General features: G+C 51.3%; 21 protein-coding genes and 2 tRNA genes. 6 read left to right on the top strand and 17 right to left on the bottom strand.

Annotation, left to right across the window (positions count from 1 at the left end; all coding sequences use genetic code 11):
• Nucleotides 1-8: 8 nt before the first annotated feature.
• Both N24_RS01850 and N24_RS01845 read right to left on the bottom strand, forming a co-directional pair.
• Nucleotides 9-1,448 carry an ABC transporter transmembrane domain-containing protein gene (locus N24_RS01850; RefSeq protein WP_231910820.1) on the bottom strand — a complete coding sequence of 480 codons (1,440 nt, stop codon included), beginning with the start codon at nt 1,446-1,448 and terminating at the stop codon, nt 9-11.
• Nucleotides 1,441-2,523, bottom strand: a complete 1,083-nt coding sequence (locus N24_RS01845; protein WP_096453815.1) for a DUF1611 domain-containing protein — start codon at nt 2,521-2,523, stop codon at nt 1,441-1,443. Before N24_RS01845 ends, N24_RS01850 begins: the two co-directional genes overlap by 8 nt.
• A gap of 440 nt (nt 2,524-2,963) precedes the next feature.
• On the opposite strand from N24_RS01845, the gene N24_RS01840 reads away from it, so the two are divergent.
• A complete protein-coding gene (locus tag N24_RS01840; protein ID WP_096453813.1) occupies nt 2,964-3,716 on the top strand; it encodes a queuosine precursor transporter in 753 nt (250 codons plus the stop codon).
• Here the strand turns inward: N24_RS01840 and tgt are convergent.
• A complete protein-coding gene (tgt, locus tag N24_RS01835; protein WP_096459583.1) occupies nt 3,695-4,951 on the bottom strand; it encodes a tRNA guanosine(34) transglycosylase Tgt in 1,257 nt (418 codons plus the stop codon). The two genes, N24_RS01840 and tgt, sit on opposite strands and share 22 nt — an antisense overlap.
• Before the next feature lie 11 nt (nt 4,952-4,962).
• Nucleotides 4,963-7,368, bottom strand: a complete 2,406-nt coding sequence (locus N24_RS01830; RefSeq protein ID WP_096453811.1) for an MMPL family transporter — start codon at nt 7,366-7,368, stop codon at nt 4,963-4,965.
• 224 nt (nt 7,369-7,592) lie between these two features.
• On the opposite strand from N24_RS01830, the gene N24_RS16425 reads away from it, so the two are divergent.
• Nucleotides 7,593-7,937: a hypothetical protein gene (locus N24_RS16425; RefSeq protein WP_197702368.1), complete on the top strand. Its 345-nt coding sequence runs from the start codon at nt 7,593-7,595 to the stop codon at nt 7,935-7,937.
• A 404-nt stretch (nt 7,938-8,341) separates the two neighbouring features.
• On the opposite strand, the gene N24_RS01820 is transcribed toward N24_RS16425, so the two are convergent.
• From N24_RS01820 to N24_RS01805, 4 genes are all read right to left on the bottom strand, one after another.
• Nucleotides 8,342-8,432 (bottom strand) — tRNA-Ser (locus tag N24_RS01820).
• Nucleotides 8,433-8,846: 414 nt separating this feature from the next.
• Nucleotides 8,847-9,041 (bottom strand): CsbD family protein, encoded by a 195-nt coding sequence (locus tag N24_RS01815; protein ID WP_096453806.1) that lies wholly within the window; start codon nt 9,039-9,041, stop codon nt 8,847-8,849.
• Nucleotides 9,042-9,141: 100 nt separating this feature from the next.
• Entirely contained in the window at nt 9,142-9,621 is a 480-nt protein-coding gene (tadA, locus tag N24_RS01810) for a tRNA adenosine(34) deaminase TadA (protein WP_096453804.1), read from the bottom strand.
• Nucleotides 9,621-10,115 carry a tRNA adenosine deaminase-associated protein gene (locus N24_RS01805; RefSeq protein WP_096453802.1) on the bottom strand — a complete coding sequence of 165 codons (495 nt, stop codon included), beginning with the start codon at nt 10,113-10,115 and terminating at the stop codon, nt 9,621-9,623. The genes tadA and N24_RS01805 overlap by 1 nt, the downstream gene beginning before the upstream one ends.
• 37 nt (nt 10,116-10,152) lie before the next feature.
• Between N24_RS01805 and N24_RS01800 the strand changes: the two genes are divergently transcribed.
• Nucleotides 10,153-11,175: a prephenate dehydrogenase gene (locus N24_RS01800; RefSeq protein WP_096453800.1), complete on the top strand. Its 1,023-nt coding sequence runs from the start codon at nt 10,153-10,155 to the stop codon at nt 11,173-11,175.
• A 160-nt stretch (nt 11,176-11,335) separates the two neighbouring features.
• On the opposite strand, the gene N24_RS01795 is transcribed toward N24_RS01800, so the two are convergent.
• The 3 genes from N24_RS01795 to mgtE all read right to left on the bottom strand — a co-directional run bounded on the left by N24_RS01795 (nt 11,336) and on the right by mgtE (nt 14,789).
• A tRNA-Arg gene (locus N24_RS01795) sits at nt 11,336-11,408 on the bottom strand.
• A gap of 127 nt (nt 11,409-11,535) precedes the next feature.
• Entirely contained in the window at nt 11,536-13,095 is a 1,560-nt protein-coding gene (locus tag N24_RS01790) for an SLC13 family permease (protein WP_096453798.1), read from the bottom strand.
• 383 nt (nt 13,096-13,478) lie between these two features.
• Nucleotides 13,479-14,789, bottom strand: coding sequence for a magnesium transporter (gene mgtE / locus N24_RS01785; protein ID WP_096453796.1), 1,311 nt, complete (start codon nt 14,787-14,789; stop codon nt 13,479-13,481).
• Between the two features lie 162 nt (nt 14,790-14,951).
• Between mgtE and N24_RS01780 the strand changes: the two genes are divergently transcribed.
• Nucleotides 14,952-15,773 carry an IclR family transcriptional regulator gene (locus N24_RS01780; protein ID WP_096453794.1) on the top strand — a complete coding sequence of 274 codons (822 nt, stop codon included), beginning with the start codon at nt 14,952-14,954 and terminating at the stop codon, nt 15,771-15,773.
• Between the two features lie 115 nt (nt 15,774-15,888).
• Here the strand turns inward: N24_RS01780 and N24_RS01775 are convergent, their stop codons facing one another.
• From N24_RS01775 to N24_RS01755, 6 genes are all read right to left on the bottom strand, one after another.
• Nucleotides 15,889-17,388 carry an MFS transporter gene (locus N24_RS01775; protein WP_167381989.1) on the bottom strand — a complete coding sequence of 500 codons (1,500 nt, stop codon included), beginning with the start codon at nt 17,386-17,388 and terminating at the stop codon, nt 15,889-15,891.
• Between the two features lie 308 nt (nt 17,389-17,696).
• A complete protein-coding gene (locus N24_RS01770; RefSeq protein WP_096453792.1) occupies nt 17,697-19,166 on the bottom strand; it encodes an aldehyde dehydrogenase (NADP(+)) in 1,470 nt (489 codons plus the stop codon).
• A 20-nt stretch (nt 19,167-19,186) separates the two neighbouring features.
• Nucleotides 19,187-19,978: a 2-keto-4-pentenoate hydratase gene (locus N24_RS01765; RefSeq protein WP_096453790.1), complete on the bottom strand. Its 792-nt coding sequence runs from the start codon at nt 19,976-19,978 to the stop codon at nt 19,187-19,189.
• Nucleotides 19,979-19,990: 12 nt separating this feature from the next.
• On the bottom strand, nt 19,991-20,416 hold the full coding sequence (locus tag N24_RS16420; protein WP_197702367.1) for an ester cyclase: 426 nt from the start codon (nt 20,414-20,416) through the stop codon (nt 19,991-19,993).
• Nucleotides 20,413-20,967 (bottom strand): flavin reductase family protein, encoded by a 555-nt coding sequence (locus tag N24_RS16415; protein ID WP_197702366.1) that lies wholly within the window; start codon nt 20,965-20,967, stop codon nt 20,413-20,415. The genes N24_RS16420 and N24_RS16415 overlap by 4 nt, the downstream gene beginning before the upstream one ends.
• Nucleotides 20,967-22,358: an LLM class flavin-dependent oxidoreductase gene (locus N24_RS01755; protein WP_096459577.1), complete on the bottom strand. Its 1,392-nt coding sequence runs from the start codon at nt 22,356-22,358 to the stop codon at nt 20,967-20,969. Before N24_RS01755 ends, N24_RS16415 begins: the two co-directional genes overlap by 1 nt.
• A gap of 458 nt (nt 22,359-22,816) precedes the next feature.
• Between N24_RS01755 and N24_RS01750 the strand changes: the two genes are divergently transcribed.
• Together N24_RS01750 and N24_RS01745 are read left to right on the top strand one after the other, a co-directional pair.
• Nucleotides 22,817-23,605, top strand: a complete 789-nt coding sequence (locus tag N24_RS01750) for an HpcH/HpaI aldolase family protein (RefSeq protein WP_157736385.1) — start codon at nt 22,817-22,819, stop codon at nt 23,603-23,605.
• A gap of 29 nt (nt 23,606-23,634) precedes the next feature.
• Nucleotides 23,635-24,924, top strand: a complete 1,290-nt coding sequence (locus tag N24_RS01745; RefSeq protein WP_096453786.1) for a flavin monoamine oxidase family protein — start codon at nt 23,635-23,637, stop codon at nt 24,922-24,924.
• The last annotated feature ends 89 nt before the right edge of the window (nt 24,925-25,013 follow it).

Below are 25,013 nucleotides of genomic sequence, written 5' to 3'. Positions count from 1 at the left end.
TTTCTAGATTAGATGTTCACTTGCCGCCATGTTTTGGATGGGTTCTCCTGAACGGTGGAGATGATCACTCCTGGATAGTTGTGGAGATTTTCAGGGGTGATGCCTTCGATTACCAAAAGCGGTGGGGTTCGAAGGGTGGCGCTGGCGATTTTCAGTTTGTTGATCTGCGAAGTACTCCAGGGTTGTCCGCCGTTTTTCAAGCGTTGTTTCCCGGTGTTGTTCAGACCAACTTGTTCCAGTGCTTGCTCAATTTCTTCCTCAGTGGCATCCGGTACCCGCAAACCAACCAGGCGCGATACTGAACCACGGCTTAAGTGGTGATGTGCTGAAGCAATTCCGATGAGGGCGCGTCGTTGTTTCAAAGGAAGCTGCGAGAGCCTTTGACCGTTGACTATTGCATCTGCGCCTTCCTCCATTGCAGATAATGAGGCAACCCATTTTCTCGTCGCATCTGCAGAGCCGTGGAGGTAGATTCGTTCTCCAGGAAGTGCAGAAATACCTTTGACATAGACACCGGGAATTCCTTCTGTTGCTTGCAATCCGGGCAGTTTTTGTTGGGAGTGTTTAAATTCTGAGCCTTTTTGCAAAAGTGGAATCAGGATGCGAGTTGCCGCTTTGTAGTTTTGGCGATATTCCACCACGCGTCCAAGTTCTGCAACTGGAGTGGCAAGAACGCCAAGAAGCATCATTATTCCCGCAACCTCACTTACTTCCAGGTGACCAGAAATCACAATGCTGACAGTGCCAAGCGAGGCTGCCATTGCCATCAATGCGCGGCTAAAACCGGTGGCCCAGGAACGTCTTACAGCAGCTATCACCACTCGGTCGGACTCTCGGGTGACGGCATTGAGCTCACGGTCTATCGCTCCTGTTGCATGCAGTAATTCTCCTGCCATGACAGAATCTGCAATCCGCGCAGCCATGCGTCCACGCTTTTTGCGCAGTTCACGTGCTCTTATCAAAGTCCACCGCGCCACCACCGGCAGCACGGATACACACATGAGAAGTGGTACAGCCACCGCGATTCCCGTGCGAAAATCGTGAACAAACAATGCTGCCAGCACAGTCGCGATCAACGGCACACCGGTGGCAATCGAAACGATTCCCAACGTCACCCAATTGCGCACCGCAGTAAGATCATTGCTTGCCCTGGTTACAGTCACCCCCAGAGAAGTAGCATTCCCCGGCACCAGCGCAGCACCCACCAATTCACGACGCACCTCATGCACATAATGCTGGCCTAGATCTTCTGCCACTACTTTTTGAATCCACTGCGCCACCCCCAATCCCAACGTGGTGGCAAGCAGCAATCCAACAAGTGCTCGGTTTCCCTCTAATGTGGTGGCTACGCTCAACGACACCATGATCGCCAGCAGCGCCTGCAGCACACCAAGGACACCTAGGGCAGTGAGCAAAAGCCTGCAGCGAGCACGCCATAACCTAGGCATGATCCGTTAGCACCGCTGTGACAATCTTCGGGTTGGTGAGATCAAAAGTAGGCACAACCTGCACATCAAGGACAGCGGCAGCCTCAGCAGTAGCCAGTGGTGATGCCGTCATGATTCCCGATGCAGCCACCACATCAAGCCCCGCGGACTGCAGCTCCTCCACACCGGCCTTGGCTCCCAGGGCATCAACAGCAGAAAAAACCACATGATCCACGGCTTCCTGAAACACCTGATCCCGAAGCAATCGCGATGTTTCGCCCTGATAAATACCGTCCGCGATTTCCACGATCACGGTATCGGCACCAGTATCAGCCAACACATTGATCATGTTGACACTCAGCGCCCGAATTTCCGCGAAATTCAGCTTAAAGGTAGTGGGATAGCCGAAGTCAGTGAAATCAATAACGCTGTGCGCACCGGCATCGTGATAAATCATGCGGTCATTTCCAGCACCGGTACCAGTGATTTTTCCAGCCGCCACCTTGCGCCCAGCAGCAGTCAAACCATTGACCAAACACGCAAGCGTGGTAGATTTTCCAGAGTTCATCGACGTCCCCAACACCGCAATCACCTGCGCATTCTTGGTTGACGATTCCACTTTCAACGGATTGTCAAAAGCAGCAAAATCACGCACGTTCACTGTACCGTTGGCATTAGTGAGCAACCCGAGTGGCTCAATTTCTGTCGGTTCATCCATCTGGTCATGCAGCGCAGTAACCATCCCGGCGATACCACCCGCAGCCACCAAATGGCATGGCCCCAAATCCCCCGGCACATGCGCCAAAAATTGATCCGCCGCATACCGATGCCCATACGCCAACATCACCAACGCCCCCTCAAACAAAATGGCCTTGCGCGACTCCGGCGTCTCCACCCGCTTGTGATTATTAATCTTTGTCACCCGCGCAATCACCACATCGCCCGCCTGCGGCGTGCTGGCAGTTTCCAACCAAAAATCACCACGACGCTTTTCGACGCCCACCGCCACCAACCTCGTCGTATAGCTCGCCTGAAAACGAGCAGGCAACGAGATCGCAGTGGAGCTTAGAGCTGGGTATTCAAGAGCAATGGTCATGAGAATGAACCTTTCCTAGATGAAGTGCCTGTTGGCTAACAACCTCTAGTTAAATTCCGCCTTATGAAACCACAATGAGATCAATATGAGAGTTTTTTCATCTGCTTTCTGGGGATGAACGCAGACAGTGCCGGATACCGTCATATTCGACCAAATCCATAGGTTATCTGGAATGCTCTTGGTCGCCAGAGCAACTTTATAGGCCCAGATCCCGGCACATACGACCAAGAACGTGCTCTCCAGCCGCGGTTTTGGTCACCAGGTGAAGTGAGGTGAATTGAGATATAAAACTTAATAAAGCAGGCCGAAAAAGTGACCGCACGGACTCCTCTCCCACGCTCTTTTGAACCCCAAGTGATACTAATAAAACGGAGTATTTTAAAACCTTGAGTTGGCACACGAAAGCCACGCCAGAGTTTTTTCAATAACGTTTTCTGGCTATGGTTGTGGACGTGCAAAATCAACCGCAGACCTCAAAAACCCAGCCCCAACCTGGGCAGGGCGCAACCGAACAAACCTCCGTTGCGTCCGGAAAAACCACCTTCATTCACATCCAGCCAAGCCTGTACCCTATTTTGTTGGCGCTGTTTGTTGCAGTCTTTTTAATTTCAAATATCACCGCCACCAAGGGTGTGGAAATCGGCCCGCTGGTCACAGACGGCGCTTTCTTCCTCTTCCCCATCTCTTATGTTTTAGGCGATGTATTAGCCGAATGTTACGGCTATAAATCCACACGACGTGCCATCTTGACTGGTTTTGGCATCACCATTCTTGCGGCACTGTCATTTTATATTTCAATCTGGCTTCCAGGTGCGAGTTTCTGGGAGGGCCAGGAAGCTTTCGAAGCAACGCTAGGTCTCGTTCCTCAAATTGTTGTGGCTTCCCTTGCTGGCTACATTGTGGGCCAATTGCTTAATGCGAAAGTTTTGGTGGCTATCAAAAAGCGCACCGGTGAAAAATCCTTGTGGGCAAGGCTCATCGGATCCACTGTTGTTGGTGAATTCGCCGATACGCTGCTCTTTTGTGCCATCGCAGCACCTGTCATCGGTATTGCCACCACCCCAGATTTCATCAACTACGTTGTGGTGGGCTTTATCTGGAAAACCGTGTTGGAAGTCATCCTGATGCCCATCACGTACGCAGTCATTGGCTGGGTGAAACGCCGCGAAGGTTACTTAGCCTTTGAAGCGTAGTACCGGCCTAAGAATTCTTCCTTGAATTCGTAGTACGTGCCATCATCGATGCTGGCGCGAATCTTATCCACCAAGGTGATCATGAAGTACAAGTTGTGCATGGTGCACAACGTGCCTGCCAAAAATTCCTTGGCTTTGAGCAGGTGGTGGATGTACGCGCGGGAGTAGTTTTCGCTGGCGTATCCACCGACTTCCTCATCGATGCCTTTGAAATCACGTTTGAATTTGGCACCGGTGAGATTCATCCGACCATCAAGGGTGTACACACCACCACGTCGGCCAAGGCGGGTTGGCGCAACGCAATCAAAGGTATCGGCACCTGCCTCAATCGCCACAAACAAATCATCTGGCTCGGAAATACCCAGCAGGTGGCGTGGCTTTTCATCTGGCAATTCATCGCACACCCATCCCACGATGGTGCCCAAGTTTTCTTTCTCCAGCGCGCCACCGATGCCGAAGCCGCCGAAGCCCCGACGGCCTTCATCGGCAGCCTGGCGATCCAGGTCCAACAGGCCCTGAACTGCTTGTCGACGCAAATCTTCAAACTGCGCCCCCTGCACCACTCCCCATAGGGATTGCAGTGGCTTTCCCACACGTTCCTTGGTCAAACGTTCATGTTCCAAGAGACAGCGCTGTGCCCACCTGCGGGTGCGTTCTACTGATTCCACCTGGTAGTCGTAGGTATCCACCAGGGTGGTCAGCTCATCAAAAGCGAAAATGATGTCTGCGCCCAATTGGTGTTGGATCTGCATGGAAACTTCTGGGGTGAATCGGTGCTTTGAGCCATCGATAACAGATTTGAAATCCACGCCGTCTTCGTCGACAAGCGCCATGCGCTCTTTTTTAGCCGCTTTAATGTCATTGCGCGTCAAGTTGGTGGTGTCCATAGCCAGTACTTTTTTAAAGCCGGAGCCCAAGCTCATGACCTGGAATCCACCCGAATCCGTATACGTTGGGCCGTGCCAGTTTTCAAACTTGGACACGCCACCGGCCTCATCCACAATGTCTGGGCCTGGCTGCAGATACAGGTGGTACGCATTAGACAAAATTGCCTGCGCGCCGGTCTGACGAATCTGCTCCGGAGTTAAAGTTTTCACCGTGGCTTTGGTAGCCACCGGAATAAAAGCAGGGGTTGCAATATCACCATGAGGTGTGTGAATAACACCCGTACGACCATGCTTGCCGGGGGCGTCGTCGGCAAGCTTGTTGTTGAGGGTGAATGAAAGATCTGACATAAGTGCCAAGTCTAACGCGCTGCGTGCTTCTCCTCCCATTCCTTCTCCAAGGCGGTGCCCTCAATATCCAAGGGCGGAAGCAGACGGTCCAACCATTTAGGCATCCACCACGTAGCGCGACCCATGAGGAACATCGATGCAGGCACAAGACCCATGCGGATAAAGAACGCATCAAAGAACACGCCAGCACCCAATGCGAAACCAAAAATCTTAATAAACGGCAACGGCTGATCAATAAACGCCACGAACACCGCAATCATGATCAATGCAGCTGCAGTAACCACGCGGGAACCCTGTGTGAAACCTTCAATTACGGATTGTTCCACAGGGGTGTACTTGGAACCAGGCTGTCCCTTGCCGCCGTGGTGGGTGTAGTGCTCGCGCATACGCGTCACCAGGAACACCTGGTAATCCATCGCCAAACCGAAAGTCACACCGATGAGGAAGATTGGCATGAAGGAAATCAGCGGACCAGGGGTATTGACAAATCCACCGAAGCCCTCCTGCCAGAACAACACCGTGGCACCGAAAGCAGCGCCCACAGAAAGCAAGAAGCCAAGGCCCGCGACCAGTGGAACAAGCAGGGAACGGAACACCAGAATAAGGAGGAAAATAGCCAAGCCCACAACCACCGCAAGATAAATCGGCATTGCATCTTCAAGCTGCTCAGTAATGTCCAACTGCACGGCTGTGAAACCAGTAGTACCCAGCTCCGTTCCGGTGACATCCTCAATCTGGGCTTCTTGAGCACGCAGCACATGCATCAACTCAGGGGTTTCCGCATCCGCAGGCCCTGTGTACGGTGTGACCAAAATCTGAGCTGCAGTGAAATCATCATTGACGCTGATGATCTGCGCATTTTTCACATCGATATTGGAGTTGTACGTCTGAGTAACATACATATAGGTGGCAAAACGAGCCGCCTGCTCCCGATCAAATTCACCCTCTTCAGGTTCCTGCGCCTCGATCAGTGGCTGCAACGCAGTGGAATCAGCATTGACGTTGTGTGTATCAACAATGACCAGGAACGGCGCATTCACGCCCGCCCCAAATCCTTCAGCCATCAAATCAGCTGACTGACGTTGGGTGGTATCAATATTGGACGTGGAATCAGAAGGCAAAGACAACTGAAGGTTCATCGCCGGAACCGTCAACGCACCAAGCCCCAACACCACAATCGCCACCACAAGACCTGGTGCTTTTTGCACAAGTTTTACCCACGTACGGCCCTTTGACCGGCGGTTAAGTGCCTGCTCCCACGTCTGCTTCGGTGTTGGATTACCACCAATTCCTGTGATTTTTCCTTTGAATGCCCGACCGCCAAGAACACCCAACAGCGCAGGAATAAACGTCAACGCAATGAGCACAGACACGAACACCGTGAAGGCGGCAGAAATACCCATCGCGGTAAGGAATCCAATATCCGCAATGACGAGTGCAACCAACGCGATGATCACCGTTGCACCAGCAAACACCACCGCACTACCAGCCGTACCCACTGCCATTCCGGCTGCTTCTGCACGAGGCATGCGCTTATATTCCGCACGGTACCTAGACAAAATAAACAGCGCATAGTCAATGCCCACTGCCAGGCCAATCATCACGGCCAGCACTGGAGTCACATTGTTCAGATCAGTAAAAGCCGTGGCCAACACGATTGCCAATGCGCCGATGCCCACACCAATTACCGCAGTAATCAGTGGCAAGCCAGCTGCAATCAAAGAACCAAAAGTGAAAATCAAAACAATAAAAGCAATGCCAAGGCCGATGATCTCACTGGTTGTTTCAATCTGGATCGGATCACCAAAAGCAGGTCCACCGGCTTCCACCCGAACACCTAAGTCCTCGCCGATCTCCATTGCCTCATTGATCACATCGCGGTGCTTTTGCTCCACATATTCCGCAGCCTCAACGTTGATGTTGAACGACGTGTAGCCGATGGTTTTATCTTCACTTAAGACCGCCAGATTGGCAGCATCTTTTATGGCGGTTTCCTCTGGAAGTCCCATGCTGGTCATCTGCTCGATAACCATCTCTTCCAAAGCAGGAGACACCTCAACCGGGTTGCCGAAACGCTCTCCCCCACCAAAGTCAGGCAAGTTTTCTTCGATGTAGTCCACGACAGCATCCATCGCTGTCACCATCTGCGGATCTTCAAGCGTCATACCTTCCGGCGCTTGGAAAACCACATTGACTCCAGCAGCCGTCACCGGGTTCGTGTCATTTGGGAAGTTCTCAACCAAAGAAACCGTGGCATCAATCGAAGGGGTGTCTTCAATAGTGAAGGAGTTACTAAACCCCTTCTGCATCGTCAGAGCGAGACCACCAACAATGGCCAAAATCAGCAGCCATGCCGAAATCACAATCCACTTGCGATTATAGGACCATCGCCCCAACCTAAACAGCAGCTTTGCCACGGGGTTGCTTCTCCTCTTAAATGGGCTATTTTTTAATGCCCCACTAACTTACCTGCGGTTGCTGTGAATCCTAGAAAATTACCCTAGATCCTTACAGCCGGCGCTTCTTCCACGCAATCACAGAACCAATTAAGCCCACAATTAAAGTGACAATATAAGTGACTAACGAAATTGTGGAGGAATTAAAGAGATCGAAAAAATCTGGCTGGAACTCGCTTGAGTAAATGGACGGCTCATACATTGTCCATCCAAAATCGAAAGAAGTCCGTGACTCAGGCTTCACGAAAATTCCGGAAATCGACATGAGCGTCAACGGAAAGAACACCCAAAACCACGGAAATACCCGCTCCTCTGTGGCTTGCTTCCGCAGCAAAGAAACACCGACCAAAGCGGTCACAGCAATTGCAAAGAAAAGCGCAAGGTTCATAGCCACAGAATATAGCAACTCAGCGGTAATTATTGGCCAAGTATTTAACCCGACCTACACGCTGTTGATTACGGCTCAATTTGCCCGGAAGCTGAACACTGATGGCATGAAAATTAGCGATAGGCGTTTATCGCTTGTTTAAGGCCTCGAGTTTTCTTAGATGAGCTTATGTATGCACTCGACCTTGAAAACCCCTTAAACGGGCTTCTGGGGAGGTATGACTTTTCAAGGTAACGTCCTAAATTTGAGGGCGACCAAACCAGGAGACCCAGAATCTTCAAAAACTTCAATGTTGGGTCTCTGTGTTTGGTATTGAGAGCGATACACCAAACCAGGAGACCCACAAACGTCAAAAACGTAATTTCTGGGTCTCCTGGTTTGGTCTTGTGCTGCCAAGCACGATCCACACGGGGCAAACAGCTATTTAGACACTAATTTGACCCAAGTCGAGAGCAGTAATTATTGGCCAAGTATTTAAGATTATGTTGACAACACAAAAGAACCGACCCTTCAGTAGCTACAAACTACTTAAGAACCGGTTCTTAATGGCGGTGGCGGGGGGATTTGAACCCCCGGTTGGGGATTACCCAACATTCGCTTTCGAGGCGAACACCTTCGGCCGCTCGGACACGCCACCGCGGATCAGTGTATCGGAATGGTTGTACACCAAACAAATCCTTAATTCGGCCATAACAAACCAACGGGCAGTCGAGTTTCCCTATTGCCGTTTAAGCCACTCGATTTCCAGAATGGGTATTTGTATCACTAGGGCTTCAAAAGGCTCTTAAAAGCGATTTTAGAAGGGGTACTTTTTTAAAGACCCAAGGTCAGATTTTCCCGAGCGACCGCTGGGGCCAAACACCAGTGACAAAAATCCTTAAAAATACAAATCTTTGGCACGCCTGTTTGGTTCGCAACTCTCCAAACCAGACAGGCGTGTCAAGATTTCGCAAAAATCGAAAATCTTGACACGCCTGTTTGGTTTCTAAAAGTCCACAGCATAATCAAGGCCAAGTTGGCCATTAACTTAAAATGCTAGTGGTTAATCGTCCTACTTGAACGCGCCCAAAACCTTATTGGCTGCGTCCTTTACCTTTTCACCGGCGTTTTCAACAGCATCCTTGATGTCTGCCTTCGCCTGGTCTGCACGACCCTCATCTGCTAGGGACTCGTTATCAGTTGCCTCGCCGAAACCTTCTTTGGCCTTACCTGCGAGGTCCTCTGCCTTGTTGGAAAAATCGCTCATTTGGTGCTCATCTCCTACTTCTTCTTGAGGTATTTGTGACCCCCACCATAGGAGCGTGCATCGCTAAAAGCTTGCTGCGCGATAAATTGATATAAATCCGTTACCTGTGAAGTTCGAAAAATTCGGTCATCAAGGCAGCACACTCGGGTTCAAGGATTCCACCACTAACCTCCACTTTGTGTAGCACGGCAGGGTCTCTGACCACGTCAAATACGGATCCGCAGGCGCCGGTTCGGGGTTCGAAAGCGCCGAATACGATCCTTCCGATGCGGGCACCTACCAAAGCGCCGGCGCACATGCTGCAGGGTTCTAGGGTGACAACCGCGGTGCAGTCGCTCAGCCGCCAGCCGTCGGAAAAACGGCGGGCGGCTCGTCGTAAAGCAATAATTTCGGCGTGGGCTGTGGGGTCGCGGTCTGCTTCTCGACGATTCGTTGCGCTCGCCAGAATCTCGCCTGTGGGCGCGTAAATTACGGCCCCAACGGGGACGTCACCGTCGGGGGTTTGGCGGGCAATGTCCAGGGCGTGGCGCATCCGGCGCTCATCGTCTTTGGTGCGCGCCTGCTGAGGTAAAACGCCCACTAGTCCAGCCCCACCACCTTGGCTAAGTCATTATCAAAACCAAGTTCTTCTGCAATACGAAGCAATTGTTCCGATGGATCCAAATCGAAATCATCGCAAATGACAGAAAGAACCTCTTCAGAAAGGCCCATATCCGCGAGAATATCGAAATCACCCTCCGGCCACGGATCCGTGTCATCTAAATCATCCGGATCAATATCTGGAATATCCGCGTCCAACTCATCCATTACGGCGGCAGCGAAATCATCATCGACCGCCATGGGGGCATCCGACAAGAAGACAAATACCCTACTTGGGGTAGGGCGCACCACCACAAAATATTCATCGTCGACGCACAACAGCGCAAACGCCGGACCTTCGCTACGCAACGAGCGAACTGCATTAATAGAGGTAGAGAGCTTGGAAAACTCATCCTTAAACTCTCGTACCTGCCATTTACCTTCAACTAAGGTAGCCGTGACTGCAAAGCTCAGGCCATCCTCTTCAGTGTTCATAGAGATAACCGTAGTAGGTATGTGCCACACTTGTCAGGTGACTACCAAAGACATTTCTCGCCCAGTATGCATCCTGGGCCTCGGCCTCATCGGCGGATCCCTCCTCCGCGACCTCCATGCAGCCAACCACCCCGTCTTCGGCTACAACCGCTCACGCTCCGGCGCTAAATCAGCTGTCGATGAAGGATTCGACGTCTCCGCCGACCTTGAAGCAACCCTCCAGCGTGCAGCCAGCGAAGACGCACTCATCGTCCTAGCGGTGCCCATGACGGCCATAGATTCGCTTCTCGACGCCATCCTCACCCACGCCCCCAACAACGGCTTCACCGACGTCGTCTCCGTAAAAACCGCCGTCTACGACGCCGTAAAAGCCCGCAACATGCAACACCGCTACGTGGGATCCCACCCCATGGCTGGCACCGCCAACTCCGGCTGGGGCGCATCCATGGACGGACTGTTCAAACGAGCTGTATGGGTGGTCACCTTCGACCAGCTTTTCGACGGCACCGACATCAACTCCACCTGGATCAGCATCTGGAAAGACGTCGTCCAAATGGCACTCGCCGTGGGCGCTGAAGTTGTTCCATCCCGCGTCGGCCCACACGATGCAGCAGCAGCACGCGTGTCTCATTTAACACACATCCTGGCTGAAACACTCGCCATCGTCGGCGACAACGGCGGCGCGCTCTCCCTCTCCTTAGCAGCTGGTAGCTACCGCGACTCCACCCGCGTTGCAGGCACCGACCCAGCACTCGTGCGCGCCATGTGCGAAAGCAACGCCGATGCGCTCGTCAAAGCCCTCGACGAGGCCCTAACAATCCTCCACGAGGCCCGCGACAGTCTTGCAGCTGAAGAACCAAACATCGAACAGCTGGCAGACAACGGCTACCGATCCCGCATCCGCTACGAAGCCCGCTCCGGTCAACGACGCGCCAAAGAATCAGTCAGCCCCACTATCACCTCATCCAGGCCAGTGCTCCGCCTCCACCCGGGCACACCAAATTGGGAGAAGCAGCTTATCCACGCTGAAACCCTCGGTGCACGGATTGAAGTGTTCTAAGCCACCGGGTGCGCATGGATCCTGTGCATTAGACAACAAGATTTCTTCAATTTAGCCACTATTTTGCCGAAATCTTGTTGCCTAATGCACGTCCGGATGGCTCTCTGGGCACACGCCAAAACCCCAGGCTGATTTTTTAATCAGCCTGGGGTTTTACTTGTGCGCCCGGAGGGATTCGAACCCCCAACCTTCTGATCCGTAGTCAGATGCTCTATCCGTTGAGCTACGGGCGCAGTGCAGATTGTTTACCGTGTGGCGTTCTCTGCAACGACGATTACTTTACACAGCTTCAGAAAGAACAACAAACCCGCAGTTCAACGCCGTTTACGTTCACTGCGGGCCCGTTAACTTTTAAAGCACTTAAAGCATGATGCCGAAGAGTGGGATCGCTACGAAGTAGGTGAAGATCGTAATGAGAATGACTGCGATGATGTTCAACCACAGACCACCCTTGACCATTTCTCCGATTTTGATGTAGCCGGAGCCGAATGCGATCGCGTTTGGAGGGGTTGCCACTGGAAGCATGAAGGCACAAGTTGCAGACAGTGCAACAGGGATTGTCAGGAGAAGAACGTTTTGTTCGCCACCTGCGGTTAGTCCAATACCTACTGCAACGCCACCCATGATTGGGAGGAATGTTGCGGCAGTTGCGGTGTTGGAGGTGAACTCGGTCAGGAACAACACCAGGGCAGCAATAGCGAAGATGAGAATGAAGATTGGAAGGGCATCGAGTCCCTTAGCTAGTTCACCGATCCATAGGGAAAGTCCCGTGCTGGTAAACATCGCAGAAAGTGAAAGTCCGCCACCAAAAAGCAAGAGAACATCCCATGGAAGTTCGCCTGCAGTACGCCAATCAAGAATGCGTTCGCCGGTTTTAAAGTTAGCGGGAACGATAAACATCAGCAGGCCGGCAGCGATGCCAATGAGGGAGTCATTGATAGAGAGCTGGGAACCGGTCCAATCTAGAGTTAATGGAATGAAGACCCAAGCCAGTGCAGCTGCCGCAAAAATAACACCCACTGTGACCTGAGGTGCAGTCCAGGGACCCATCTCAGCGATTTCGCGTTTGATCAGTTCACGACCACCTGGAATTTCTTTCATTTCTGGCTTGAATACGGTGGTCAACACAAGCCATGCGAGGATCGTGAAGATAACAGCAATCGGCACACCGAGGATCATCCATTGACCGAAACCAATGTGGATATCGTGTGATTCTGACATGTATGCAGCCAGCAGTGCATTTGGTGGCGTGCCAATCAGGGTGCCCAGCGAACCGATCGAAGCAGCATAGGCGATCGCCAGCATGAGTCCGGTGGCGAATTTCTTTTGGTTCTTCATTCCCCCGACTGTCTCAGCGGTCAGCGACAGCACGGACATACCGATCGGCAGCATAACCACGGCAGTTGCGGTGTTAGACACCCACATAGAAAGGAAGCCGGTTGCCACCATAAAGCCCAAGACCAATTGCTTTGGTTTGGTACCAACAGCTAGCACGACAGCGAGCGCCATGCGGCGGTGCAGATTCCATTTCTGCAGGCCAAGCGCCATAAGGAAGCCACCCAAGAAGAGGAAGATAGTGGGGTTCGCGTAAGGCGCTGCCGCAACCCCGAAGTCCACAATCTGGAAAGCGGGGAATGCCACCAATGGAATCAGTGCGGTTGCAGCTAGTGGGATTGCTTCTGTCATCCACCACGCTGCCATCAAAACGGTGACCGCAGCGGTAAGGCGCATTGCATTGTGACTGTATTCAGCATCCGGGTCGACGCCAGTGGATTGCATGACGGTTTCCACGGAGTTCGAAGGGAAGAGGAGGTAGACCAGTGTGGCTAGGACGAGGCCGGTGATAATGCCGGTTGCTTGTCGACGCCACTCCCTTGAGTTTCCAACTACTTTTGTTTCATTCATTTCAGATGTGCTCATTAACTGAACAATCCTTTTCTTCTGCCGACTCCCTTGGGACAGCCCGAGGCTCAAGAAAGCTTTCGAGGGGAATATTAACGTTCGGTGTGCGAATTCGCAGAAACATCAGACCTATCCCCTCCCCCATTAATAATCATACTTTTTAGAGAAGTGGCCTGACCACTACTTTTTAAACGCTTGGTAAATATTGCAAAGTTTTGCAATACACCCGCACTACCCCACTATGCAATGGTTAGGCAAGAAAAAGTTTTTTGAATAATGCTCCAAATTTGGTGATCCAGCTGGAGCTACAACCTTTGGAATCCCATCGAAGAAACACAGTAGCGAACAGGCTTGCCTAAACTGTTAAGAACTGAAACTGGGCGTCGAAAAGCAAAATGCTTTTAGATTCCAAGTACCGCCTTGGCAATTGCGAAATAAATGATAAGTCCGGTTGCATCACAAAAAGTGGAAATAAAAGGATTGGAGAACACGGCAGGATCCGCACCAATCGCTTTGGCAATAATGGGCATGACTCCACCAACCGATGCCGCCATGGTGCACACCGCAAGCAACGTCAACCCGATGACAATCCCCACCGGCATGCCATACACAAGAGAAGCGATCACAAAACCAACGGCGCCCAACAAAGCCCCGAGCATAAGACCAACCCGGATTTCTCTACCAAGCACTCTAAAAACATCAGATTTTCGAATATCACCCAATGCCAACGCACGAGTTACCGTTGTCGCGGCCTGATTTCCTGTATTTCCACCCGTACCGGTAAGCAGCGGAATAAACAGGGCCAACACCACTGCCTCCGCCAATGTTGCTTCAAAAACATCCAAAACCTGAACAGTCAAAATCGCAGAAACCGCCAGAACCAACAACCACACAATGCGCGATTTCACCAGCTTACGAATCGGCGTGGAAAGATACGGCTGCTGCAGAGGTTCCGAACCACCACTACGCGCAGAGTCTTCCGAGTCTGCTTGCTCCACAATATCTTGCGCATCATCGAAGGTCAGAACACCAACAAGCATGTCCGATTCATCCACCACGGGCATCGCCACGAGGTCTAGCTGCAAGAACCAACGGGCTGTTTCCTCCGCATCAGCCGAAGCTAAAACGGACACTGGGCGGACCATAACCTCTGAAACTTTCAATGTGGGATCCGCGATAAACAGCTTTCGCAACGACACCACGCCCACAACCTGCCGAGCACGGTTCACAATAGGTAAGGCATAAATCGTTTCAGCCTCAGCAGCATGATTGCGCACAAAATCTAAGACTTCGGCGACGGACATGTCGTCGAAAAGCAATAAAACCTGGGGCGACATCCAGCGCCCAACCGACCGCTTTGCGTAACCCAAGACCAGCTCCGTGACCTGCTTAGCCTTCGGGTCAAGGCTGCGCAGCAGCTCATCGGCTATCGACGCCGGCAGCTCATCCAACAGCGAAACGCGGTCATCCGGGTCCAAGTCCGCGAAATAATCCAACACTTCCGCATCCTGGAACGCACCAATCAAATCAGCCTGGAGGCGCGGATTAAGGGCATCGAAAACCAACAACGATCGATCCTTGCTCAAAAGACGCAGCAACACCGCACCTTTAGTAATCGGAGTTCGCTCTACCTGATCAATGACCTCCTGGATCGGCATGGCCTCCAACGTTGCAGCAACGTCACGAGCCTCACCCAACTCCAATTCCTTCATCGCACACACCTTCTTTCTCACCAGGCCTGATTTTTATGCGCACCTGAGCTTATCAAGAGAAATACGAGACTATGGAAAATCAAATTTTGGCTCGTCCTTGAGGTTTAAATCCATGAAAAACAACCTATGATTAACGAGACGGTCAACAAATAATCTGAGGTGATGAGCATTACTAGCCAGCAAGAGCCCACAAACCAAGGAGAGGGCACAGAAAACGACGACTCTGCCCCCGAGTTGATGAACCGTTCCGTCCTCCGAGCCATGACAATACTTTCAGAGCTGGGCAACCATCCCAATGGCACCACCGCCGCAGAAATGGCATCCATCACCGGGCTTGCCCGCCCCACAGTATTTCGCCTGCTCCAAAGCCTGGCACATGCCGGCATGGTTCTAAAAAATGACAAACGCTTCTCCCTCGGACTCGAAGTAGCCCGCCTCGGACGAATCGCCGACCCATACCGCACCCTTCAACCACGCGTCCAAGTTTTTGTCGACGGCCTCTCCGCAGAACTCGGCGAAGCAAGTGCATATTCAATAGTCGAAGGCCCCTCAGAAATTCACCTCATCGCTGAAGCGCCAGGGTCCTACATGCTGTCCACCGCCATGGGCTACATCGGAAAAGACATGCCACTCCACGCCAGTGCCATGGGCAAAATACTGCTGGCAGAACTCAGTGACGAACAAATCGCCTCGCTCCTGCCTGAAACACTCGAATCTTTTACATCGCACACCATCACCAAACGCGATGAGCTGCTTAAAGAAATTGCGGAAGTTCGGAAACAAGGATATTCAGTTCTAGACAATGAACTTGAAGAAGGACTATTTGCACTCGCGATACCCGTTCGAGATCGGTCCAACCACCTCATCGGAATTCTTTCAGTATCCGGATTAGATCAACGCATGAAAGCACTCGAGATTTCGGGCTACGTAAACCAACTACAAGATGCTGCGGGTCGGCTACTTGACACTGTGCTTGAGGCCTAGGGCTTGAGGCTGCGGATTTGAGGAGTTTGGGGTTCCAGTTAGAAAGTTCTAGCCTCAGGAAAATAGATTCCTGAGGCTAGAAAATCACATCTACGTCGGTTCTTGATCTTCCTTTTTATCGAAAGGCTTTCTCCTTTTCCACACCAATCAGTGGCATAGTGCTGGTATTAATATGCGGATTCGAATATTGTCCTGCGACAAGCGCTTCGGCGTCTGCCATAGATTCCACGACAGGCACAGATCCAAGAAGTGGACGTCGGGCAGATTCCTTCATCTTCCAAATGGCCACCAGTGCAATTGCTGAAAAGAACATAACGTAGAGAGCCGGGGAAAATGCATTCCCTGTTCCATTAAGCAACATCTGGCTAAAGAGTGGGGTTGTTCCACCAAACACGGAAATCGCAATGTTGTGTGTGAAACCTACTGAACCGTATCGGGATGCTGTTGGGAACAGTTCAGCCATTACTGCACCAGTGTTTGCAAGGAAGAGTGCACTTGGCACGGCAAGCATGAGTAAAGCTACATATGCAGACCAAGCAGTTCCAAGTTGGGCGATAGCAAAGGCTGGGATGAGCAGAATTAGGTTTCCGATTGCTCCCAGAAAATACACGGGGCGTCTGCCGATTTTATCGCTGAGGAGTCCAAAGAACGGAATGAGGATCGCTTGAATAATCAAGATAATTACGGCTGCCAATGCTGTCTGAGTTGCATGGACACCTGTCTCTACCTCGATGTATGTGGGTAGATAGCTGGTGAGCATGTAGGATGCTGAACCATCAGCTGCAATAAGTGCGATGCCGATGAGAATCATTGGCCAGTAGCGACGCAGAATTTCTTTCAGTCCGTGGCGCTCGAACATTGGGTGTAGTTCTTCTCGTTTGGCTTTTCCGCCAACTTGTTCAGAAAGCTCGAACGCAGGGGATTCGGGTGTCTTGCTGCGAAGTGCAATTGCTACGATGCCCAGAGGTAGTGCGATGAGGAAAGGTATGCGCCAAGCTCCGTCGACCATGGCGGTCTCGCCCCAGTTTGACGTTGCGATGGCCGAAGTCAAAGCAACCACACCTGCTCCAGCCGCAAATCCGAGCATGGAACCTGCATTCAGGAGCGCTGTCATGAATCCACGACGATTATCTGGCGAGAATTCCGAAATATAGGTCGAAGCACCAGAGTATTCACCACCAGTGGAGAACCCTTGGGCCATTTTCAGCAGGTAGAGCGGCACAATCACCCACAATCCAACTTGCTCAGCGGTGGGAAGGCAACCAATTGCGGTTGTTGCAGCAGCCATCAATGCAATGGTGAAAAAGAGGACCTTTCTACGGCCAATCCTATCTCCCAAAGGCCCCAAAACCATGCCGCCCAGTGGTCGAACAACAAATGAAACCGCGAAGCCTAGAAGTGTTACAACCAGGCCCATTGACTGGTCCATTCCGGCTGTAAACACCGCTGTCATGGTTACCGCAAGATAACCGTATACTCCAATGTCATACCACTCAATGAAGTTACCAACTCCGGCACCTACCTGTGCTTGTCTGAGAGCCTTTTTGTCTGCGACGATGACATCATCTATCTTTAAGTCTCTCTTGGGCGCTGTATTTATACGATTCCCGGACATATAGTCCTCCTGGTGTTTTGATACGGGATAGAAATACTGTTCAAGCAATGGATCTTTAGAAAATGCGATGTTGTCCCGGGTCTGTCTATATGCTCCGGCAACCACAAACCCAGATGCAGATTTCTGTTCTTAGACGCGGCACCTGTGTTCGTAATCGTCGGAGCTGGCAATAGCTTATTGGCCCAAAACAGGGCAACTTTTAAGCATGCTTATCGACGATGGGGTGCGCCGTTATGCGCAATGCTCGCAGGGAGCGGGGTTAAAGCCACAGGGAACAAGGTGTCCCTGTGTCATACATTTAGATGTCTTTAAGCGCGACCATCCACAAGGCGCTGAGATACCCGAGCATCTGGTTCATCTCGTAGTTCATCTCGTAGTTCATCGGGTAGGAATTGTTGTGGGAATCCCTGGAATGCGACTGGTCGAATAAACCTAGCTATAGCAGCAGTTCCAACTGAAGTGGAGCCGCTATGAGTGGATGCCGGGTATGGGCCTCCATGTTGCTGTGCATATGTGACAGAAACTCCGGTTGGCCACTGATTCCACAACACTCGGCCAGCTTTTGTCGCCAGTACATCAATCAGTTCAGCGAGGTGATCACTGTCTTCTGCTTGCAGTGAAGCTGTCAGTTGTCCCTCAAATACATTGGCCAAATCGACGAGGCTTTCTTCACCTTCATACTCAACAACCAAAGCTGCAGGACCAAAGCATTCCTCAAGAAGTACGTGTGCATTTTCAAGAACCTGTTTGGCAGTAGTCAAATGCAGAATTGGTGATGGATTTTCACCAAAAGGATCCGATCCTGAAAGCAGAGTTTCGACTCCTTCAGCAGATTTCAAATCCTGAATAGCGCCAACGTATCCCTCGCGGATTCGTTCATTGAGTAAGGCAGCTCCACTTGGCAAGTCAATCTCGCGGAGTGCTGCAAGAAATGCTGATCCTGCAGGAACAAAAATTGTTCCTGGCTTAGTACAAAATTGACCTGCGCCCATGGTGAAAGAGCCAACAAACTCTTCAGCAATCGCTGCACCACGAGCTTTATCCGCGGCTTCGGTAACAAAGACTGGGTTGTTGCTGCCAAGCTCTCCATAGAACGGGATCGGATCTGGACGTTGTTGAGCGATGTCAAAAAGTGCACGGCCGCCAGGAATGGATCCTGTAAATCCGACTGCCTTAATGCGAGGATCTGAAACTATGCTCCGTCCAGCATCGATGTCATAAACGATTCCAAAGGTACCCTCAGGTGCTCCCGCAGCACCAAGTGATTGGTTAACAACGCGTGCTGTTTCCTTCGATAGTTCAAGGTGACCACTGTGTGCCTTAACAACAACTGGGTTGCCACCTGCCAGCGCTGATGCCGTATCTCCACCCGCTACAGAGAATGCAAAGGGAAAGTTGCTAGCTGCAAAAACTGCAACCGGGCCGAGCGGAATGTGGGTGCGACGAAGGTCTGGACGTGGTGCTCCCATTGGCCAATCAGCGTCGGCGTGATCGATACGAACATCAAGATATCCACCATCTACAATGGTCTCGGCAAAAAGTCGAAGCTGAAAAGTTGTTCTTTTCAGTTCGCCTCGAAGACGCCCTTCAGGGAGGTTTGTTTCCCTTTGAGCTATAGGCACCAAAACGTCTCCAGCAGCATCAAGACCATCTGCTACAGCGTTAAGATACGAAGCTCGGGTTGATCGATCTGTTCTTCGAAGAACATCAGCTGCAGTAGTTGCCGCAGTCAAAATTCCTTCTAGTGCTGTATCTTCAGTAGTTTCAAGCTTAATCATTGATTCATCCTTCTTTAGATTTAGTTCGTTGCACTGTAGTCAAAGTTCACTTCGCCCCAGCCTTCAAAAACTCCAGAAACTTGAACGCCTGGCACCAGTTTTTCTGCTGCAAGACAACTTCCGGGAAGGACAAAGTCACCGGCATGAAGGCCGAGTCCATACTCCGAGATCTTTCGCACAAGCCATGCGATGGCGGACACCGGGTTTCCGTAGATGGCGGAGGTATTTCCAGATGCCACAACTTTGCCGTCGTAACGGATCTCCCCACGAAGATTGGATAGATTAAGTTCGCTGAGCAATCGAGGCTGTGCAGAGGTAATAACTCCACCTACGGAACCGCCATCAGCGATGGTATCGAGCAGACCAATCTTCCAGTCCGTGACTCGTGAATCGATAATCTCGATTGCTGGCAAAACATAGTCGGTTGCTGAAATCACCTCATGAGGGGTGACATTTGGACCGCTTAGATCTTTTTTGAGCACGAATGCGGGTTCAAGTTCGACGAATGGCTCAATAAACTCTGATGCAGAAATCTCTAGATTCTCAGAGTAAAACTGGCTGGCAAGCAATGGCCCATAGTCTGGCTCATCAACTCCGAATTTATCCTGCATTGCCTTAGCAATGTTTCCTAGTTTGAACCCAACCTGGCGATCTCCAGCTTGCACTCGGCGTCGCACTACTTCCTGAGCAACACGGAGGGCATCATGCTTCGAGTCTTCTGGGTTCCCCGATCCGATTAATACGTCCACCGGAGTCCGGGTACGGTGTGCTTCTTCAATTCGATCAGCAATCTGATTAATGTTGATGGTCATCGTGCTGTTTCCTTAGCCTTTCTTCGATGACGTGCCCAAGTGCACGATTTTCATCGAGGTCAGCAACTCTCGGGGATCCCATACTGCTGTCTCCTCAAGAATTTTGCCGTCGGCATGTTTAATAAATGCAGCACCACTGACCACTACTTTTCGCCCAGTGGGAGGTACACCCATGAACTCTCCGGTGTGCATGCCTCCGGCTTGCCAATGAATTGCAATGCTCTCGTCATCTTCAACAGAGTGCAGAATCTCAACATTGAAATCAGTGAACGCTCCGTGCGATGCCTCAATCTGTTTAATCACATCATCGAGGTTTTCATCGGCAGTTTTAGAGTGCCGTACATAGTTCGGTCCGACAATATCTTCAAAAGCTTTTGTTTCGCCGGCGCACCAAGCTCGCAACCATGCTTGGCCAACTTTTTCCAACATTGTGCTCATACCGTGGTCTCCTCTGCAATTGGTTTTGGTGATGGGGCGGGGTCTTCCCAAATCTGGACTTCGCCGAACTTTCCTCCTCTAAAGATGAGGGCATCACCGGTTCCAATTTCCATGCCATTGATAGTGGCAACGATGATGTAATGATCGCCTGCAACAACTTCATACAAGACTGTGCAATCCAACCAGGCTGTTGATCCTGGCAGACGAGGATTATCGTTTGGACCCTTTTCATATTCCAAGTCTTGGAATTTATCGACACCTCGACGAGACAATGCACGACATACTGGAAGCTGATCTGTTGACAAAATATTTGCTGTCAGTGTTTCCAGAGTACGAATTGTAGGCCATGTGCTTGACCCCTTATCAACAGAGAATGCGACAAGCGGAGGGTCCATGGACAATGACTGAAAGGTTCCGACTACAAACCCCACCGGTTTCCCTTCAGTCGAAGTACCAGTAATCGCTGTCACTCCTGTAGGCAATAGACCAAAGATTTTTCGGTAGTCCAAAGGATCAACTGAACCGTCTTCTGCAATTTGAATAACACTCATTAGCTCAGTACTCCTTCTTTAACTTTGCTCTTATCAGTGGACACACGGTAGGCAGCACCTGGGTGGTTATCTGCAAGTCGATTTTGTCCTGCTCCGAATAGGTTTTCGCGCAGTGTTTCACCAGTTGGCGCAGTCCTCATCACGCCACGTCGCTGTAGTTCGGGAGCAACAAACTGCGCAAAATCTGCAATGTCTTGGTACTTCACGGCGTGGGCGATATTGAATCCGTCAATGCCTGTTTCATTAATCCAAGACTCAAGCTCATCAGCACAGGTTTCAGGACCACCGACGATAACCGGGGAGGTTCCGCCGATACCGATGTACTCTGCGATATCGCGAGGGGTCCATTCCTTGTCAGGATCCATCTTGGTGAATACATCAATCATGGTTTGAGTACCCTCAACCTTCATATCCTTCAAAGGCACATCTGGCTCAAGGGTGCTTGTATCCATTCCGGTCCAGCCGCTGAAGCGAGCCATCGCGCCCTCGTAGGAGACATACGACAGGTACTCTTCATATTTCTTCTGTGCTTCTTCATCGGTTGCTGCACTGATGACAGTGATCATCTGAAGCACCGCAAGGCTATCTGCGTCTCGTCCTGCCTCAACTGTTGCAGCGCGAAGGTTGTCCACCCACTTCTTTAAACCAGACTTGGTGGTGGAGTTCATGAACACTGCTTCAGCGGTGGCTGCGGCCAGAGCAACACCACGACTCGATCCTCCTGCTTGGAAAATCACAGGAGTGCGCTGGCTTGAAGGCTCACAGAGGTGAATACCTGGGACGGTAAAACTATTGCCCTCGTGGTGGATTTCATGAACCTTGCTTGGTTCAGCGTAAACGCCAGCTTCAACGTCGTTGACTACAGCTCCGTCTTCCCAAGAACCTTCCCAAAGCTTGAGACAGACATCAACGAATTCTGCTGCACGATCATATCGATCAGCATGGGATCGCTGCTTGTCTGCACTGTGGTTTCGAGCAGCGCTGTCTGAATAGGAGTTGACCACATTCCAACCAATACGACCATTGGTCAAGTGATCAAGTGTGCTGAACTTTCGGGCAACCGTGTAGGGCTGTTCGTATGCGGTGGAGGTGGTGACGCCAAAGCCGAGGTTTGTGGTAGCAGCTGCCATGGCTGGGATGAGGTAAGCGGGGTCATTCGTCGGAATTTGTGCTGCATCGCGGAGCGCCGCATCAACTGAGCCTTCATAGATGTCGTGATAGCCGATGTTGTCTGCGAAGAAGATGCCATCAAAATTCGCCTCTTCAAGAAGCTTCGCATAGTCAACCCAAAACTGAATGTTTTTATATTCGCTTCCACGATCCTTTGGGTGTCGCCACAGACCTGCAGAGAGGTGGGCAGGGCCAGAGAAGTCGAAAGCAAAAATCTTCATCTTCTTCGCATTCACGTTCTTTGTCACTCCTTCATAAGTTCAACACTTTTTTAGTCACTAGCTGAACAAGTCGTTCAAACAGTGATCTTGACCATATGGCGAGAAGTGGCCCAAGTCAACAAATTTTGGAGATCCACATCACTTAAGCGGGAAAAAGTAACCCCTAACTCCCCCTAAAGTTCTTCACGGAATCACCCCTAGCAAAGCGAATTGGCAGAATCCAAAACCCCCGCTTTCACCGCTTTACCTCGTTAGTTTCATCACCCCAAGTACACATTGACACATTTGCAAAGTGTCGAATGTGAAAGCCTGCGGGGGTAATTCGTGGAATGTGGCCCAAACCTCAGCGTAGGATCACCGTACGACCAATGAACTACCAGATCACTGGTTGAACTTATTTGCTCAATGGGAAACTGATCTCCCCTCCACCAATGAAAAACCAGAAAGGACAATGCCTCTTGCCCGAATACACCACACCCCGATTCGGCGCGTGGATCACGCTGAATTCCACCGTTGCATCCGAGCAAATAGCTCGGCTTGGCTTTGATTTTGTCGTGGTCGATGGTCAACACGGTCTCATTGGATATACAGAGATGCGTGACAGCCTTATTGCATTGACGGCCGGTGGCTGCCCATTACCTATCGCAAGGGTGAGCACCAATGACCCTGGGGAGATCGGGCGAGTCTTAGACGCTGGCGCCCGCGGAGTTATCGTGCCGATGGTTAACACTGCACAAGAAGCGGCCGAACTTGCTAAGGCAGCACGTTATGCAACCTCCGGTGGCCAACGCTCCTACTCCCCTGTTCGGCACGGCATTCATTTTGGACTAACACCTGGTCAAACAGATGATGTGGTTCTCGTATTAGCGATGATCGAGACACGTGAAGGCCTGGAAAATGTTGAGGCCATCCTTGATACTCCGGGCATCGATGGAGTGTTCGTTGGCCCTTATGATCTCTCACTTGGACTGGGGGCAAGCATTCCTTTCGAAGAGGCTGTGCGACCAGAACTGGAAGAAGCATTAACCACAATCCGCAACGCCGCCGTTTCTCGCAGCAAAATCGCTGGAATCTATTGCGGAACTGGTGACGATGCCATTGTCAGAGCACAACAGGGATTCAACCTGATCAATACTTGCCACGATATGAGCGCATTGCGTGAAGTCATGGGCGCACAACTGTCAGTAGTTTCCGAAGCCGGCTTATGCACAGCGGGTCGTCTAGAAGAAGAACTCCGAGCTCACTAATTTCCCCCCTCACAGAAAGATTTTCCACAATGTCTGATTACGATGTCATCATTATTGGCGCTGGTCTCGCTGGAGTTACAGCAGCACGCGAGTTGAGCCACGCTGGGCGCAGTGTTTTAGTCCTCGAAGCCAACGATCGTCTCGGTGGGCGTGTGTACACCGCAGACCGGCTGGGTGTGCACCTTGAGCTGGGAGGCAACTGGATCCATTGGCTCCAACCTCACGTATGGGCAGAAGTAACTCGCTATGGCTTAGGTGTGGATCGTGGTCCAAAATCTGAAGAAACCTACTGGATTCAAAATGGAAAAGTTGTAAAGAATGATCTTGAAGGCTTTCTCAAATTCATTGATCCGGGCCAACGTAAACTCACCGAGCATGCAGCGCGTCTCATGCCTCGCCCCGATCTCATCGAAACCAGTAAGGCTTTCCAAGAAGCCGACAAACTCACCCTGCAAGAGGTCTTTGATTCTTTAGATCTCAGCGATGAAGAGCGTGATGCCAACGAATGCGCATGGGTCGGGCACTGCAATGGCCCGCTTGATGAGGTCGGCTACTCAGCAGCCTTGCGCTGGACCGCAGCCACCGCAGGCGAATGGACCACCATGCACACCGCAACCTCGGTCCTTCGCATTAAAGACGGCAATAATACGCTTGTCGACGCGATAGCCGCCGATGGGGCCGCCGAATACAGGCTAGGAACCCCAGTCGTGTCAGTGAGACACTCAGATGACAACGGCGAGGTTACTACTGCTGATGGAACGGTGATTACAGCGCGAAGAATCATCAGCACCTTGCCACTCAATATCCTGCATGAACTTGATATCCAACCTGCCCTTAACCTCATCAAACGCGCTGCGAGTGAAGAAGGCACGGCCTCCAAGGGACTTAAACTGTGGATCCGAGTCAAAGGACCGATCAAGCCATTTTTTGCTTACTCCACTCAGCACCACCCCCTGTCTGTCATTCGTACCGAGTTTGTCGGCGAGGAAGACGCAGTGCTGGTCGCATTCGGTGCTGATATCGACCGTTTCGATTTCGAAGACATCGAGCAGGTTTCTGAAGCATTAAAAGTATGGCGTGATGATCTAGAGGTTCTTGAAATCGCAGCACACCCTTGGGGTCGTGATCCTTATGCACGTGAAACATGGCTCATTCAGCGGGCGGGTGCCTACACACGCAGCCAGGAAGAACTGCGTCGTTCAGAAGGAGCACTTCACTTCGCTAGTGGAGACATCGCAAATCTGTGGGCTGGATTCTTCGATGGCGCAATTGAAAGTGGCTTGGAAACTGCACGAAATGTAAATAAGGAACTTGGTTAAATCCCGCACTAACCAAGCCCCATTACATTCCCCAGCACCAGCATGGAACACCAAAACCCCAGGCAAACATCACGTTTACCTGGGGTTTT

Origin of the sequence: Corynebacterium suranareeae (assembly GCF_002355155.1) — a bacterium.
Lineage (GTDB): Bacteria > Actinomycetota > Actinomycetes > Mycobacteriales > Mycobacteriaceae > Corynebacterium > Corynebacterium suranareeae.
Note: the sequence above shows the minus strand (reverse complement) of the source record. Positions and strands in the feature narration are given on the sequence as shown.